At 59.3% G+C, this 15,024-nt stretch carries 15 protein-coding genes; 6 read left to right on the top strand and 9 right to left on the bottom strand.

Features of this window, described 5'->3' with window-relative positions; genetic code table 11:
* The first annotated feature begins 137 nt into the window (after positions 1-137).
* From ACWJ62_RS12350 to ACWJ62_RS12360, 3 genes are all read left to right on the top strand, one after another.
* The gene (locus tag ACWJ62_RS12350; protein WP_449286657.1) at positions 138-1,418 is read left to right on the top strand and encodes an NAD(P)/FAD-dependent oxidoreductase; all 1,281 of its coding nucleotides are present in this window, start codon (positions 138-140) and stop codon (positions 1,416-1,418) included.
* Between the two features lie 345 nt (positions 1,419-1,763).
* The gene (locus ACWJ62_RS12355) at positions 1,764-3,257 is read left to right on the top strand and encodes a hypothetical protein (protein WP_449286450.1); all 1,494 of its coding nucleotides are present in this window, start codon (positions 1,764-1,766) and stop codon (positions 3,255-3,257) included.
* 88 nt (positions 3,258-3,345) lie between these two features.
* Positions 3,346-3,582 carry a hypothetical protein gene (locus tag ACWJ62_RS12360; RefSeq protein ID WP_449286451.1) on the top strand — a complete coding sequence of 79 codons (237 nt, stop codon included), beginning with the start codon at positions 3,346-3,348 and terminating at the stop codon, positions 3,580-3,582.
* An 82-nt stretch (positions 3,583-3,664) separates the two neighbouring features.
* Here the strand turns inward: ACWJ62_RS12360 and ACWJ62_RS12365 are convergent, their stop codons facing one another.
* From ACWJ62_RS12365 to ACWJ62_RS12375, 3 genes are all read right to left on the bottom strand, one after another.
* Positions 3,665-4,093, bottom strand: a complete 429-nt coding sequence (locus ACWJ62_RS12365; protein WP_449286452.1) for a DUF7282 domain-containing protein — start codon at positions 4,091-4,093, stop codon at positions 3,665-3,667.
* Between the two features lie 117 nt (positions 4,094-4,210).
* The gene (locus tag ACWJ62_RS12370) at positions 4,211-4,942 is read right to left on the bottom strand and encodes an anti-sigma factor (protein WP_449286453.1); all 732 of its coding nucleotides are present in this window, start codon (positions 4,940-4,942) and stop codon (positions 4,211-4,213) included.
* Positions 4,939-5,547, bottom strand: a complete 609-nt coding sequence (locus tag ACWJ62_RS12375) for a sigma-70 family RNA polymerase sigma factor (RefSeq protein ID WP_449286454.1) — start codon at positions 5,545-5,547, stop codon at positions 4,939-4,941. Before ACWJ62_RS12375 ends, ACWJ62_RS12370 begins: the two co-directional genes overlap by 4 nt.
* A gap of 148 nt (positions 5,548-5,695) precedes the next feature.
* Between ACWJ62_RS12375 and ACWJ62_RS12380 the strand changes: the two genes are divergently transcribed.
* Positions 5,696-6,706 (top strand): diguanylate cyclase, encoded by a 1,011-nt coding sequence (locus ACWJ62_RS12380; RefSeq protein WP_449286455.1) that lies wholly within the window; start codon positions 5,696-5,698, stop codon positions 6,704-6,706.
* Positions 6,707-6,716: 10 nt separating this feature from the next.
* On the opposite strand, the gene ACWJ62_RS12385 is transcribed toward ACWJ62_RS12380, so the two are convergent.
* Positions 6,717-7,727 (bottom strand): AraC family transcriptional regulator, encoded by a 1,011-nt coding sequence (locus ACWJ62_RS12385; protein ID WP_449286456.1) that lies wholly within the window; start codon positions 7,725-7,727, stop codon positions 6,717-6,719.
* Positions 7,728-7,815: 88 nt separating this feature from the next.
* Between ACWJ62_RS12385 and ACWJ62_RS12390 the strand changes: the two genes are divergently transcribed.
* Positions 7,816-9,429, top strand: coding sequence for an FAD-dependent oxidoreductase (locus ACWJ62_RS12390; RefSeq protein ID WP_449286457.1), 1,614 nt, complete (start codon positions 7,816-7,818; stop codon positions 9,427-9,429).
* Positions 9,430-9,487: 58 nt separating this feature from the next.
* Positions 9,488-11,146: an acetolactate synthase large subunit gene (locus tag ACWJ62_RS12395; protein ID WP_449286458.1), complete on the top strand. Its 1,659-nt coding sequence runs from the start codon at positions 9,488-9,490 to the stop codon at positions 11,144-11,146.
* A 112-nt stretch (positions 11,147-11,258) separates the two neighbouring features.
* On the opposite strand, the gene ACWJ62_RS12400 is transcribed toward ACWJ62_RS12395, so the two are convergent.
* The 5 genes from ACWJ62_RS12400 to ACWJ62_RS12420 all read right to left on the bottom strand — a co-directional run bounded on the left by ACWJ62_RS12400 (position 11,259) and on the right by ACWJ62_RS12420 (position 14,879).
* Complete coding sequence (locus tag ACWJ62_RS12400) at positions 11,259-11,504, bottom strand: hypothetical protein (protein WP_349521300.1); 246 nt, start codon at positions 11,502-11,504, stop codon at positions 11,259-11,261.
* 161 nt (positions 11,505-11,665) lie between these two features.
* Entirely contained in the window at positions 11,666-12,448 is a 783-nt protein-coding gene (locus ACWJ62_RS12405; RefSeq protein ID WP_449286459.1) for a DUF5602 domain-containing protein, read from the bottom strand.
* 207 nt (positions 12,449-12,655) lie between these two features.
* A complete protein-coding gene (locus tag ACWJ62_RS12410; RefSeq protein WP_449286460.1) occupies positions 12,656-13,399 on the bottom strand; it encodes an SGNH/GDSL hydrolase family protein in 744 nt (247 codons plus the stop codon).
* Positions 13,400-13,423: 24 nt separating this feature from the next.
* Positions 13,424-13,756: an SMR family transporter gene (locus tag ACWJ62_RS12415; RefSeq protein WP_008175853.1), complete on the bottom strand. Its 333-nt coding sequence runs from the start codon at positions 13,754-13,756 to the stop codon at positions 13,424-13,426.
* A gap of 97 nt (positions 13,757-13,853) precedes the next feature.
* Positions 13,854-14,879, bottom strand: coding sequence for a DUF2235 domain-containing protein (locus tag ACWJ62_RS12420; protein WP_449286461.1), 1,026 nt, complete (start codon positions 14,877-14,879; stop codon positions 13,854-13,856).
* Between the last annotated feature and the right edge of the window lie 145 nt (positions 14,880-15,024).

The following is a 15,024-nucleotide window of genomic DNA, read 5'->3' on the forward strand; positions in this document are numbered from 1 at the left end:
CGCCCGGGCGCCGCCCGCGATATAGGTATAAGAACGTGTCTTTCCGAACGCGCGCCGCTGGCATAGACTCTTTGCTGCGCGCACCGTTGCCGCCGGTTCCTGAACGTCTCTTTCACCCTCTCTGGCGCCACATAATGATCGAGTATCCCCCGGTTCCCTCGTATTACGCAGCTTCCGCCAACCGGGCCCCTGTGCGCCCGGCGCTGCGAGGATCCTGCGAGGCGGATGTCTGCGTCGTCGGTGCCGGCTACACCGGTCTATCCACGGCACTGTTCCTGGCAGAAGCCGGTTTTCGTGTGGTGGTTCTGGAGGCTGTTACCGTTGGCTGGGGGGCTTCGGGGCGCAATGGCGGCCAGATCGTCAACAGCTTCAGCCGCGACCTGGACAGCATTGAGCGCCAGACCTCAGGAGACCATCTGAATTTGCTGGCTGAAATGGCATTCGAGGGCAGCCAGATCATTCGCCAGCGGGTGAAGAGTTATGGCATTCGCTGTGACCTGAAAGAAGGCGGTATTTTTGCCGCGCTCTATCCGAGGCAGCTGAAGCATCTGGAATCCCAGCAGACGCTGTGGCGCCGATTCGGTTATGACCAGCTGGAATTGCTGGATCGGAATGCAATCCGCTCCCGGGTTGGCACGGAGCGGTATGTCGGCGGTGCGATCGATCACACTGGCGGCCACATTCACCCTCTTAATCTGGCCCTGGGCGAAGCCGCGGGTCTGGAGTCGCGCGGCGGCGTGATTCACGAACACTCGGCAGTTACAGAGGTTCTTCCGGGGAAAACGGCAATCGTCAAAACCGAACAGGGGGAAGTCAGGGCGCAGTATGTCGTTCTGGCGGGCAACGCCTATCTCGAAGGCCTGGTGCCGGAACTCGGCGCCAAATCCATGCCATGCGGCTCGCAGATTATTGCCACCGAACCGTTGGACGATGCCGTTGCCAGAGAGTTGCTGCCCAGAGACAACTGCGTCGAAGACTGCAACTACCTCCTGGATTACTTCCGGCTGTCTGGTGACAACCGCCTGATCTACGGCGGCGGTGTGGTCTACGGCGCCCGCGATCCGGCCAACATTGAGCGTCAGATTCGCCCCAATATGCTGAAAACCTTTCCGCAACTGGCGAACGTGAAGATTGATTACGCCTGGACCGGCAATTTCCTTCTAACCCTGTCACGCCTGCCCCAGCTGGGCCGCTTGCACGAGAACGTGTTCTATTCCCAGGGCTGCTCAGGCCATGGAGTCACGTTCACCCATGTGGCTGGCAAGGCTCTGGCGCTGGCGATTCAGGGCGAGGCCGAACGTTTTGACGCGTTCGCCAGCCTGCCGCATTACCCGTTCCCGGGTGGCCGCGCCTTCCGGGTGCCTTTTACGGCGATGGGGGCCTGGTACTATGCCTTGCGGGACAGGTTGGGCGTTTGAGTCCCCGGAAAACTGTGAAACGGTACCCGTTTCTTCAACGTTTAAATTTGTAATCAGTCGGCCCGCTAATCGCTCCCGGCCCACAGCCGAGATTTAATCGAATTGTGAAAAGCTGCATTAAAACAATGCTTTATGTTCGGAAGTCCGGGCTCCGTGCTGTAACCTTCCATCACAACGTGTATCCCTCCGTAACCGCCAATTTCCTGACGGGGTCCGGCTGAAAAATCCGGAACTGCGCCGCATATAACCGAAAACTGCCGCTGTAAGATTCGCTCAAATTCGTCAAATAATTGGTGCGAGAAAATGTCATATTGCGGCAAAAAACTAACGAAGCAAGGACTGCTGATGTTTCCTGCGGCTGTTCTGCTTTCGGGCTGCGGTCTGGACATTTCAAGTGACGAAGACACCGCCACACAGTCCTCGGTCACTGCCGAGCCGACGGTCCAGATTGCCGGCGCAGCGGTCAAGGGCGTCATCCAGCAGGGTCTGGTGGTTGCCAACCGCCTGATTGCGGACAAGGACGGCTTTTACGCGCCCCAACGCCAGGCAGCAAAACCGGTGCTGACGGCTGACGATGGCAGTTATGAGTGGCAGCTCCGGGGCAAGGCCGAGGGCTGGGCCCTCGTTGAACTTACGGCTGATGGCAGCACCCGTATGATCTGCGATGTTGTGCCTCAATGCGATCAGGCTGGTAGTGCGCCGGTGGCGTTTGGCCAGACCATGCCTCTGGATAGCAGTTTCAGCCTGCGTGGTGCCGGCGACCTGCGCATGGAAACCGTAAACCTCACGCCGCTGACCCACTTGGCTGTAACTCTGGCGGAGCGCAGTGGTGACGGCCTTTCACCGGTTGCCATTTCCAATGCTTACACAACAGTCGAAAACTGGTTCGGCCTTCCGGCCGGCGCACTGCGCCTGACACCGCCGGACCTCACCAATCTGGACGACATGACCGGCGTATCCGCTGACGCCATTCAGGTGGCCATTGCCAACGCGGCATTCCTGGCTCTGGTCAATGACAACGCCCAATGGGATTCGATTTCGGATGTGTTGGCTGATGTCAGTTCACAGGTGAGCGCTACCGGCCAGATCAGCGTTATGGGTGACGGTACCAATGTAGCGCTGGCGGATCTGGTCAGTGCTGCTGCATTGCAGTCTTCAGAGCTCCAGAATGCAGTGGATTCAAGCGTCATTAGCCAGAGATTGGCCGTTGTTGAACACCGCAATGTACAGCGCTTCAAAACCATAGCCGATGTTAACGAAGAAAGTGACACCGACGTTGCCGATTCCGGTGACACTACCGACGGAACCACCGGTGGCGATGAAACCGCTGGAACTGATTCCGGCAGCACCACTGACACCTCAACCGATACCAGCACCGATACCTCGACCGATACCTCAACAGGTTCAACCGACGAGCAGGTTGCGGGTACAACTGAGCCCGATACGTCAGGTGAGTCGACTACAGGCGGTGATACAACCACCGATACAACCACCGACGAAACCGTAGCGGACACAGGAACAGACACTGAAACCAGCGAGCCCGTCACCGAAACGACGCCCGAGGAAACCGCTCCTGAAAATACAGCACTGCTGAGCTGGACCGCACCGCTAACCCGCGAAAATGGCGAGAGCCTGGCCATGGGCGAAATCGCAGGCTTCGAGGTGGTCTATGGTTCCAGCGCCGAAAACCTGGACCAGAGCCTGGCGATCGGCGATGCCTCCGTTGACGAGTTGCTGGTAGACGAGCTCACCGAAGGCACCTGGTACTTCGCGATCCGCACCCTGGACACCGATGGCAACCGCAGCCGTCTTTCCGAGGTGGTCTACAAGCAGATCTGATCCGTTGCCAGGAGGCAGCGTTGCCCCTGTGGGCTTCGCTGCCGGCCTGCTACCATGTACCAGACAGCGGCTTCACTCTGAGTACCTGATGGAATTTTCCGACGATCGCCATGCCCTCCTTGAAGTCATTCCCGACGTTCGCGACGGCCTCACCCGCACCGAACGCATCATCCTTTACGTTCTGCAGGAAACCCAGCGTGAGCTGAACGGCCGTAATGTGCCGACAGCCATGCTGTATGGCCGAGTGCTTGAGTACGTTGATATGAGCGAGGCAGAACTTCACCTGTATCTGGACCGGTTGGGGGTCAAAGGAGATGGAAAGTAAGGGTAGCCGCGGATGAAGAAAACGGTTTGAGTTGCCGGCTGCATCCGCCATTCAGCTCAGCAGCCGACAATAACGCCAGCGGTTATTGTGCTGTGATGGTCGACATCACCAGCTTGCCATCCTTCTTGATCGGGCCGTCTTCCTTGGCGCCCAGGGTGTATTCGAAAATGCCGGTTTTCATGCCGCCGTCTTCGCTGTGAACCATCAGCATCAGCATGTCACCGGATTGCACTTCCTCGGTCAGGATGGCGGCAACGTCCATGTTCATGCCTTTGCGCAACGGCGCGTGGGCGACAACAGGGCCCGGCTTCATGGCTTCGTCGGTGCGGTGAACCACCAGCCAGCCATTCTGTTCGGCAACTACCTTTCTGGCGGATACAACGCCGTTGGCAACAGACTGGTCGTTGGTCCAGACCCCGGCCTTGTGTTCAGCGGCCAACGCTGAACCCGTTGCGAAAGCGCCAGAAACCAGGGCGGCTAGAAGTGCGGAAGTTTTTGCGTGCTTGTTCATTGCGTTCTCCTGAGTGTCAGTGTTTCCCGCCCGTCGGGTTGTTATTGGGCGGGTTAACTGGAGCTACGGGAGCGGATGCGCAAAGTTTCAGGCACGGTAAATTTTTTTGGCGCCTGCCTATGGGTTGTTCCCGTCGGTGGGGTAGAGGTAACCGTGAATCGCCGGTCCGGTGGGCTGTCCGGTGGGCGAGCCGCCTTCGGGCTCGACGCTGATACCGAACGTGGCCTCCTTGAGCAGGGCAGGGTCGTAATTGCTCAATGCCCCTTCATCCAGTGCGAAATCGTTGCCCAGAACGCCCACTGAGCGAGGGTTTGGACCCAGCTCGTCTGCCTTGATCCACAACTGATAGGATTTTCCGGGCCTTGGCTCGGCCGTCACCGGCCGGATATTCAGCCGTTGCTCCTTCAGGTCCACCGTCAGCAGGAAGGCCGGCTGTTCATCGTTGTTCTGGAAAACCGCTACAAACGACTGGGCTTGCGGCTCGGGCTGCGGCTGGAACGCCAGAATGGCCACGAGAACCAGGGCGGCCGCCGAGGCAATTGCCGTGCTCCAGCGCCAGCGGTTCAGTTGGCTGCGCAGAGCAACCACGTTGGACGTTTCGCCAGCCTCGCGAGGCGTCGATTCCACGCGGTCCAGAGCCTTCTCGATCTTTGCGAACAGCGCCGGCGAGGGCTGAACGGGCTCGGTTTCTTCAGCCAGCCTGCCCAACCGCTCTTCCCATTGCAGAATCAGCGCATCTACCTCCGGATCCTCATTGCGCCGGCTTTCAAGATACGCCCGCTCCGAGACTGGCAATGTGCCCAGAACGAACTCTGCAACCAGCATGTCCAGGTCGTCGCGTTCAGTCATGATTCGAGGCACCTTTTGAGCTGTTTCAGGGCGCGGTGAAGCCAGGTCTTTACCGTGTTGATCGGCTGTTCAAACTGGCTTGCCAGGTCCTCCCGGGACCATCCGTTGAGGTAGGCCAGGCGCACCATGTCCTGCCGGTCTTTTTCCAGTTGGTCGATGCAGTGATTCAGTTGATTTGCCGCCCGCTGGTCTTCCAGCTGTTCCTGAGCTGATGTCTGTCGGCCTGGCATCTCATCCAGCTCATCGCTGTTCGTGGTCCGTCCGGCGGGGTGTTTGCGCAGCTCATCAATAGCACTGTTACGGGCAATCGAAACCAGCCAGGTGATCGGCGAGGATTTGCCGTCCTGAAATTGCCCGGCTTTCTGCCAGATCTTGAGGTAACTGTCCTGGATAACATCGTCTGCCCATCCTCTGTCTCTGAGGATACGCAACACGGTGCCCAGAAGTTTCGGAGCAGTTGCCTGGTAGAGGAGGGCGAAAGCCTCGCGGTCTTTCCGAGCCACACGGTGAATCAGCTCAGCAACGTGCTCAGGGGTGTCTGAGGTCGACTGCGAACTCGTCGCGCCAATGGCATTGTCTGGGAGCTGATGGGAGTCAGGCTTCATGGTGCCTCAGGCTCTGGTGTCTGATCAGCAGGTTACTTGTTGGTTCGCGGTTGCTCAACATGAAATTGCAGTCTGGCTATTACCCGATGTGGCAGGTTGGGCTATAGTCAGGCGTTAATCAGTCTCAGCAAAACACGGATCTTACACTGTGACATCAACGGTAAACGAAGTTGAGCCGGCCGATATTCATCTGCTCACGGGCATGCTCGATACCATGTCTGATCATGTTTTTCTTTTGCGGCTGGAGGGCGAACGGTATCGCCTTGTCTATTGCAATGAAGCTATGGACAGGTTCATGCAACAGACTGACGAGATGCTTTGTGGGCGGTTCCTGGACGAAATCGTTCCAGACCCTGAGCTGAACCGGCGAATAGCCGACAACTACGCCCGGGCAATAGACGCTGGCGAAATGATCCGGTACGAAGAGACCACCGAAGGCTTCGATTCGGCGCCGCTTACCATCTTCGAAACCAGTATTTCACCGCTGTTGGGCAAGGATGGCAGCACGGTGTATATCTGCGGCATCTCCCGGGATATAACCGCCCGGCGCAATGCCGAAGTGGCGCTGAAAAAGACTAATGAGTCCCTGGAACTCCAACTGGCCGAGAACCGTCGCCTCCAGCAGCAGCTTCAGGAAGAGGCCATCCGCGATCCCCTGACCAATCTATTTAACCGACGCTACCTTCTGGAAAGCCTCAACCGTGAACTGAGCAGGGCGCAGCGGGGGCACTATCCTGTAACCCTGATGATGGTGGACCTTGATCACTTCAAACAGCTGAACGACGAACACGGTCACGCTGCGGGCGATCAGGTGCTCGTGGAATTCAGTCGGCTGCTGTCCCATGGCATGCGCAAGGAAGACGTGGTTTGCCGGTGGGGTGGTGAGGAATTCCTGATTATGATGCCGGGGCTTTCAATGGCCGATGCACACCAGCGAATGACCGAATGGCGCCGAAAGAACAGCCCCATGGAGCTGACCCTTGGCAACCTGCAGTTGGTTGTTCGTTTTTCTTCAGGGTTGGCAACCGCGCCGGAGCATGGCTGCAACCCGGATGATCTTATTAACTCGACCGATGAAGCTCTGTATCTAGCCAAGAAAGGCGGGAGGGACCAGCTTCAGTTGTCCGGGCAGCCGGGAACAGTCGATTCGCCCAAATAACACATCTCGCTCAAGCCGAGCTGTGCTGCTTGCGCCACCGCACCGGCGGCATGCCCGTCCAGCGGCGGAACGCGCGGTAAAACGTGCTTACCTCGGCAAACCCCAGCGCCTCGGCGATTTCCGGGAGGGAAGAGCTGGAATCGGCGACCGCCTGCAGGGCTTTTTCACGGCGTACGTCGTCAACCAGCCCATCGAAGGTTTGGCCCTGTTCCCGGAGCCGCCGGGCCAGGCTGCGTTCGCTGATGCCCAGGGCTTCGGCTGCGTCTGCCCGGCGAGGCAGAACCGGTCCGATCCGGGCGGTCAGCCATCTGCGTATTTCCGGCACTGAGGCACTGTTGATGGAGAGCGCGGCAAGGCGGGCATTGGTGTAGCGCTCATGCACCTGGGCAAGCTGGGGGTCTGCCTGGGGCAGGGGCTGGTCAAGAACGGCGTTGTCGATCTGTACGCCGCTGAAAGCCTGCTCGAACTCTACCGGGCAGTTGAATACCGTCTGATACCCCGCCAACGGCCCCAGCCGCGGTTGGCTGAATTGCACCCGGGCCGGTTGCATCCGGGTTCCCGTGACCCAGCTCCCGAAGCCCACCACTGAGGCCAGCACCGCTTCGATCTGATGCGGGCTGAATGCCAGCCGGCCCTGTCTGGGATGGTAAACCAGCCAGGTAGCAGCGTTGCCGGCGACAACCTGGAAACGCCCACCATCGGAGATCAGCCGCTGGAAACGCTGCACCATCACGATGGCCTCCCGCAGAGTGGCGGCGGACTGCAGAGCAAACCCGACGCCGCTGATACTCATCGGAGAAAACTCCGCACCCACCTTCAAACCAAAGCCCGGGTCACCGGTGCAGCGTTCGGCGGCGTGCCAGAGCCGGGTAATATCGTCGATCGGCCAGCGTTCCAGTTCGCAGGCGGCTTCCGGAATGCCAGCTTCTGCCAGCAGTTGGTCGGCGTTTAAAGACAGCCTCTCGGCAGCACCGATCACGGTGTTAACCCAGCCAATGGAAACCGTGGCCTCTAAAGTCAATTTTGTTGGCCTCTGAAGTCAATTTTAAAGCCATGGTACCGGTATATCTTTAAAGCTGACAACTCATTGCAATCGGGTCGGATGCGATATGGCCAAGGTGATTTCCTCAGACATTCTGGTGGTCGGCGGCGGGCTGGCCGGTATTGTCGCGGCTCTGGAAGGCCTGCGCGCAGGCAAGTCCGTAACCCTGGCAGACCGGGATACCGAAGAGCGCATGGGAGGCCTGGCTCTGTGGGCCTTTGGCGGCATGATGCTGGTGGGCACGCCGTTGCAGAAACGCATGAAGATTGCCGACACACCGGAGATCGCCCTGGAAGACTGGCTCAGCTTTGGCGAACTGGCGGCCGATGATGAATTGCCCCTGCAATGGGCCCGCTACTATGTGGAGCATTCACGCTCAGAGGTCTACGACTGGCTCAGCAACGAAGGGATCAAGTTTTTGCCCGCCGTGAATTGGGTTGAACGTGGACGTTTTGGCGATGGTAATCGTTTGCCCCGTTACCATGTGGTGTGGGGCACCGCCCGGGAACTGGTCCGGTGCCTGATGACGGCGCTGCACCGGGAGAACACCAGCGGCAAACTCACACTGCTGCACCAGCATCGAATTACCGAACTGGACCACCAGGCGGGAAAAGTCAGCGGCGCCCTGGCCATTAACGAGGCCACGGGTGAGGAAGTCCGCTTCGCCGCTTCGTCCGTGGTGCTGGCCACCGGCGGCATCAACGGCAGCCACAAGGAATGCCGCGCTAACTGGCCGGTCGATCGCCCGCAACCCTCACGCATGTTGAACGGTGCTCATCCCAATGCCGACGGCCGCATGCATCACTGGGTGGCCGACACCCTCGGGGGCCGGATTACCCACGCCGGCGAAATGTGGAACTACGCGGCCGGCTTCCCGCATCCATACCCTCACTTTCCCGGCCACGGCCTATCCACCATCCCCTGCAAATCGGCCCTGTGGCTAAACCATCTGGGTGAGCGAATTGGCCCGGAACCCCTGGTGACCGGCTTCGATACCCACTGGTTGTGCCAGCGCGTGGCAGAACAGGAAAAACCCTGGACCTGGCACCTGCTCAACTGGCGAATCGCCGCCAAGGAGTTCGCCATCTCCGGCGCCGAGCACAACGCCCGCATCCGGGACAAGCAGTTCCCCCAGTTTGTGAAAGAGCTGTTGCTGGGCAACCACGCCCTGATTCGGCAGATGCAGCATGAGAGCAGGGATTTCCTGGTGGCCGAAAGCCTGACGGATCTGGCCGGCAAGATGAACGCGCTGACCTGCTCCAACGACATCAACCCGGCAACGCTCAAGGCCACCGCCGATGCGTTTGATGCCAATTTCGCGGCAGGCACCAGTCTCCATGACGATCCCCAAATCCGGATGATCCAACATGCCCGGGAATGGAAGCCGGACCGCCTGCGCACTTGCAAACCAGCCCCGCTGCAAAAATCCGGCGCGGGCCCCTTCATCGCCATCCGCATGCAGCTGATTACCCGCAAAAGCCTGGGTGGCCTGCAAACCGACCTGCAGAGCCGAGTCCTGGGCGCCCACGGGCAGCCGGTTGAAGGCCTCTATTGTGTCGGCGAGGCGGCAGGCTTTGGCGGCGGCGGTGCGAACGGCAAACGTTCCCTGGAAGGCACCTTCCTGCCTGGCTGCATCATGACAGCCCGGGCAGCGGTCCGCGCCATTGTGGCCGGAGGCTGAATACTGTGGGCAAAACACATAACCAAAACCCCGAACCCGGAAAGCTTGGAGAACAACAATGACAAACGGCGCACAAGCCCTGATGAAAACCCTGGTGGATGCCGGCGTTGAGGTCTGCTTCAGCAACCCCGGCACCAGCGAGATGCATTTTGTGGCCGCCCTGGATGACGAACCCAAAATGCGGGCGGTGCTTGCCCTGTTCGAGGGGGTAGCCACCGGCGCCGCAGACGGCTACGCGCGCATGGCCGACAAACCTGCCGCCACCCTGTTGCACCTGGGCTGCGGGCTGGGCAACGGCCTGGCCAACCTGCACAACGCCCGCAAGGGCAAAGTGCCGGTGTTGAACATTGTGGGCGACCACGCCACCTACCACGTGAAATACGATGCCCAGCTACAGTCGGATATCGAGACCGTAGCCCGTAACGTGTCCCCGGGGTTTGTGCGCACCGCCAAGAGCACGGAAACCCTCTGCCAGGACGCCGCCGAAGCCATTGCGGCTGCCCGCACAGCGCCCGGGCAGGTAGCCACATTGATATTGCCGGCCGATGTGTCCTGGGGGGAGGGCGGTGTGCCCAGCGCACCCATGGCACCGCCAACACCGGAGCCGGCAGACGATGCCACAGTGGAAGCCATTGCCAAGGCGATCCGCTCTGGCAAGAAAACCGCCCTGCTGATGGGCGGTCATTCCCTGCGCGAACCGAGCATGCTGGCGGCCGCCAAACTGGCCGCACACAGCGGCGTTACCTTGCTGGCGGAAACCTTCCCCACCCGCATGGAACGGGGCGCAGGCCTGCCTTACATCGAGCGCCTGGCCTACTTGGCCGAATTGGCCACGGTGCAACTGACGGATGTGGAACAACTGATCCTGGTGGACGCTAAGGCGCCGGTTTCCTTCTTCGCCTATCCCGGCAAGAAGAGCTACCTCGTGCCGGATTCCTGCCAGGTACACACCCTTGCCGCCCCGGACCAGGACATTCTGGCGAGCCTGAACAAACTCAATGACGCCGTTGGCGCCAGCCAGGCCGAGCCGAAGCTCCAGCCAGAGAAGCGACCGGGCCGGCCACGGGGCAAGCTGACTGCCGAGAAAGTCTGCAAGGCGGTAGGCGAACTGATACCGGAAAACGCGATAATCGTAGACGAGGGCATCACTTCCAGCCTGATGCTCTCGGTAATGACGGCCGGCGCACCCCGCCACGACATGATCACCCTCACCGGCGGCGCCATCGGCCAGGGCCTGCCCAATGCCGTGGGTGCCGCCGTGGCCTGCCCGGACCGGCCGGTTATCGCCCTGATCGGTGACGGCACCGCCATGTACACCATCCAGGCCCTGTGGACCATGGCCCGGGAACAGCTGAACGTAACCTCCATCATCTTCAACAACGCCTCCTACTCCGTGCTCAACATCGAGCTGGAGCGGGTAGGCGCGGAAGAGGCCGGTGAGAAAGCCAAATCCCAGCTGGACCTGCGCGGCCCGGTGATCAACTTCGCGGAAATGGCCAATGGCATGGGCGTTCACGGCGTGCGGGTGCACACCGCCGAGGAAATGGCAAAAGCCCTGGAATACGCACAGAGAATGCCCGGGCCGCACCTGATAGAGGCCATGATCCCCGAATCACTCAGCGGCGTGAAACGCCGTGTACTGCCCTGGATGCTGCGGGCACTACCCAGCCTTCCGGTATCAGTTTCCCGGGCGCTGAAGCGCAAGCTGGCGCCTTAACAGGATTGGCGAACGCCTACATAAAATTGAGTGAAGAAAGTGGGCCTGTCTACTGCGGCGGAGACAGGCCCTTCGCTTCCTGGGACTCAACGGTCCCGCTCAACCGGGTGTGTCAGAGCTTGGATAGCTCTGCATCGAACGCTTTGGCACCCGCATCGGTAAACTCATAAGCTCCACGAATATACTTCAGCGTTGCCATTTCTGTATCTGTAACGCCTTGTCCATCCTTAGCGGACTTAAAAAGGTCTTTTGCTTCGTCGACCGAGATTTTGCCCTCGCCCCGACCCGTGGTGTGTTTTACGGCCAGATCAATGAGCTCTTTCTCATATTTGTTGCCATCAATTGTCACATAAGCCATAAGAATATCCTTCCGTGAGGTACTGGATCGTTCTTTCCGGAACGTTAATGCTTATGCCGGAGAATGTGCCGAGGATCGGCACATTCCTTAATTTAGCCCCTTGTTCAAAAAATGCACAGGTCATTCGTAATGAGATCCTGAAGTGCATTCTTGCCGGACCCTCAGTCAGACCTCTCCAGATCCTGGAGCGCGATGGTGTATTCACTTTTCACGGCATCAAATCCAATCCGATAGGTCGCCGGGTACCACGCCGGGTAGCTATACCGCTGGGGTTGCTTTACCGGTGAGGTCATCTCCGGAAGCGACTCCAGAAAAGCCAGCGATACCATCGGCTCAACGAACATCAGCTCGCCTTTGTAATAGCCGTAGATGAAATTGTGGCTGAACGGTCGGCCATGGAATTCATGCCCGGCAGGGTCCAGGCCGTGCATTCCCATCTTGTCCACGGCCGTATCTGGAGGGATGACATAACCAGCCGGAATCAGCTGCGGGTCTGGTGCCGCCATGGCCAATTCACGGCCTTTGCCATGGAAGGTAATCGCTTCACGCTCACCATTGCTGATCAGGTAGAAATGCACGTCAAAATGGGGAACGTTGTAAACCCCTTCCGGGATATGGCCAGCAGGGTTCCAGTCAAGGACAACGTGATCGTAGCCCGTTTGCGGGCCGGCGTCCGGCATGGGTAATGAGAACTCCCAGACCATTCTCTCGCCCTGAACAGCAGGCAGTCCCTGAAGCGCCTCTTTGGTCATAATGACAGACACAGATTCAGGTTCGTTCATCCCGTTTGTCGTGACTTCCACGCGTACTGTGCCGCTACCGACGGCGACCGGGACTCCGGTGAAAACCTGCAGGTCGGCCGCGATGGCGACATTGGCAAAACCAAGGCAGGCCACCGCAACAACGGAAAGGCTGGATCGGAACAGACAAAGAGCAGTTTTCATCTCATCACTCCTCAATGACAGAGACCCTGCGGCACAACTAGTTAGGCTAGAAAGCGATTCACAAGGCCGTTAGGCCATCGCCCTTCGGGCTAACTCAGAGGAGATCGGATTTGGCAGGTTAGGCTGACAGCAGTAAAACGCGCTTCCTGTCTGCACGCTTCTCCCTACTACCACCAGAACGGGATTTGGCTGGATCTATTTACTATATCAGTTGGCCTGGCTATCGCTACTGAAAAGTTGTTCAGGGATAGCTTTGTCTGCCAGTGCCTCAGCAATGTACTGGTAGCCCCGCTTGCCAGGATGATAACCGTCACTGGCAAGCAGCGCCGGATCCGTGACCACCGGGTACTTCAGCTGCTTGAAGTCTTTGGGAAACTGCTGTGCAAGGCGGATATAGAGCTTATCCAACTGCCGGGCCCGCCATCCCATCACATGCCGGAGCGGCGAAGGCAGTGCCGTAAACAGATGCATGGGCGGCACGCTAAGAAGCAGAACAGGCCCCGGATAACGGGATGCGAGCAGTTGGCGCAATGCCCGCAACTGCCGGCGGAAACGAAAGCGGGGCGTGAAGCCCGTGGTGTCGTTCACTCCCATGCTCAAGAGCACCACATCCGCCTCTGGCAGTTCGGCGGTTTCCAGCTTTTGAATCAACGCCGCAAGCCGAATGCCGTTGACCCCGAAGGTGTGCCAGGCAATGGTCTGGCCCGTGCGCTCGTGGATTTCCCTTGCCAACTGGCCGGCCAGGCCCTGATCGTGGGTTTCAACGCCCACGCCGGCCGCCGTGGATTCGCCAATCACCAGGACTCGCCTGTCGGGAGTGCCTTCGCCATATTGACCGCACGGAGAGCCCCCCGCCTCCGGCAGCCTGGGCGTTGTGCGGCGCGCCCGCTTGCCCTGGTAGAGCAGTACCGGAAAGAGAAGGGTCGTGGTCAGCCAGAAAGGGAGATGCATGGAGGCTCCGGTTTTACCGACAGGTTAGTGAGCGACTGACTTGGAAAACAGATTGATCACTGCAACACCCGTGATGATCAGCGCCATACCAATCACAGTGGCGGCATCCAAAGCCTGCCCGTAAATCAGCCAGCCGATAAGTGCCACCAGCACAACGCCCATCCCTGCCCAGATGGCATAGGCCACGCCCACGGGAATTTCCTTCAGGGTCAGCGAGAGGAAGTAAAAGGCAATTGTATAGCCGGCGATCACCAGCAGGCTGGGCCAGAGTTTGGTGAACCCTTCACTGGCTTTCAGGCCGGTGGTGGCTATCACTTCCGCTACGATGGCAACGCCCAGAAAAATCCAACTCTTCACAACTTACAGCCCCCATTGGTGAACAACCGCCCGGCACGACCGAACGATACTCTGTGGCTGCGGAGTCTATCAAAAACCAGGCGGATAACGCGCGGGCTTATCCCGGCCAGAGCGGTGGCCATTGGCCGTGGATCTTGTTGTACTGCTCGATCGGCTCGCTGCGGTAGCCGCCGGCATAGCGCTCTTTCACACTGGGATGCACCCAGGTGCGGTTGGTCTCGGGCGGGGGGATCTCCCGCAGCAGCTTGCCCAGCAGCTTGTACTTGCCCTTGTACTCATTGTGCTGTTCGGCATTGGCGTGGGTTACGGCGGGCAGGGAATCGTTGAACACCAGGGCGTGTTTTTGCGCTTCTTCTTTCAACCACAGCAGGGGGATATCCGCCAGGGTGCGACCCTGCTTGTCTGGCTCGTAACCTCCGCCGACGTCCGAGTGCACCCCGGCAAACCACACCTGCGCCAGATCAGTGCCGTGTCGCGGGTCCCAGAGCGTGGGCTCAAAATCCTCCCGCTGCTCGTCCAGCGAGAGGGCGTGGCGGGCGACGCGAATGTTGCTGCCGATCTTGCAATCGTAGAACAGGTCCCGATCCTTGATCAGGCCGAAAAAAGTAAAGGGCAGGCCCAGGGCGCCCACGGTATCCCACACCCCGACAAACCGGATGGGCGTGCGCTGCTCCAGCGAATATTTCGCCTTCCAGGCCATGGAATGGTCGCCGTTGGCCTTGTGCTTCTTGGTTTTGTAAAGCTTGAAGGCCTCCTCGATCCGGCTGCCGTGTTCTTTTCGCAGAATGCTGCAATTATTGATCATCCCGCACAGGCTGCGGGCCGTGTAGGCGCCGCGGCTGAACCCGAACAGGAAAATCTCGTCGCCGGGCTCGTAGTTGTGCACCAGAAACCGGTAGCCGTCCATCACGTTCTTCTCCAGCCCGTACCCGGTGGCGCCGGCCCGGAGTGAATCGTGATAGGAGCCAATGCCCCAGTCGTAGAACACCACCTGTTCCACCCCGTTACCGTCGGTAGGCCGGATGGCGCGGGCAAATTGCAGAACGTTGGTGGGAAAGTCCTCCCCCAGGATTTCTTCCGGGCGGTTCCAGGTGCCATCAAAGCAGACAGCAATGCGTTTCATGGGAGTGACCTCCTGTCGTTTTGTTTCCCTGTGCTCCGCCTGTCGAATGGGGAGCAATCTTGCCCACCCTCCGGCGCATGGAAACGACCGGTACATCCTGTTTCGCGGGTATAGATGAGTATCTCAGGTATGTGGGTGGGAGGGT

Source organism: Marinobacter sp. PE14, from assembly GCF_053566155.1.

What these genes read in the sequence shown, in the direction of transcription:
- ACWJ62_RS12400 (WP_349521300.1), bottom strand. Translation starts at nt 11,504, where the DNA reads ATGGCTTATGTGACAATTGATGGCAACAAATATGAGAAAGAGCTCATT.
- ACWJ62_RS12360 (WP_449286451.1), top strand. Translation starts at nt 3,346, where the DNA reads ATGGAATTTTCCGACGATCGCCATGCCCTCCTTGAAGTCATTCCCGAC.
- ACWJ62_RS12370 (WP_449286453.1), bottom strand. Translation starts at nt 4,942, where the DNA reads ATGACTGAACGCGACGACCTGGACATGCTGGTTGCAGAGTTCGTTCTG.
- ACWJ62_RS12365 (WP_449286452.1), bottom strand. Translation starts at nt 4,093, where the DNA reads ATGAACAAGCACGCAAAAACTTCCGCACTTCTAGCCGCCCTGGTTTCT.
- ACWJ62_RS12395 (WP_449286458.1), top strand. Translation starts at nt 9,488, where the DNA reads ATGACAAACGGCGCACAAGCCCTGATGAAAACCCTGGTGGATGCCGGC.
- ACWJ62_RS12420 (WP_449286461.1), bottom strand. Translation starts at nt 14,879, where the DNA reads ATGAAACGCATTGCTGTCTGCTTTGATGGCACCTGGAACCGCCCGGAA.
- ACWJ62_RS12410 (WP_449286460.1), bottom strand. Translation starts at nt 13,399, where the DNA reads ATGCATCTCCCTTTCTGGCTGACCACGACCCTTCTCTTTCCGGTACTG.
- ACWJ62_RS12375 (WP_449286454.1), bottom strand. Translation starts at nt 5,547, where the DNA reads ATGAAGCCTGACTCCCATCAGCTCCCAGACAATGCCATTGGCGCGACG.
- ACWJ62_RS12405 (WP_449286459.1), bottom strand. Translation starts at nt 12,448, where the DNA reads ATGAAAACTGCTCTTTGTCTGTTCCGATCCAGCCTTTCCGTTGTTGCG.
- ACWJ62_RS12390 (WP_449286457.1), top strand. Translation starts at nt 7,816, where the DNA reads ATGGCCAAGGTGATTTCCTCAGACATTCTGGTGGTCGGCGGCGGGCTG.
- ACWJ62_RS12355 (WP_449286450.1), top strand. Translation starts at nt 1,764, where the DNA reads ATGTTTCCTGCGGCTGTTCTGCTTTCGGGCTGCGGTCTGGACATTTCA.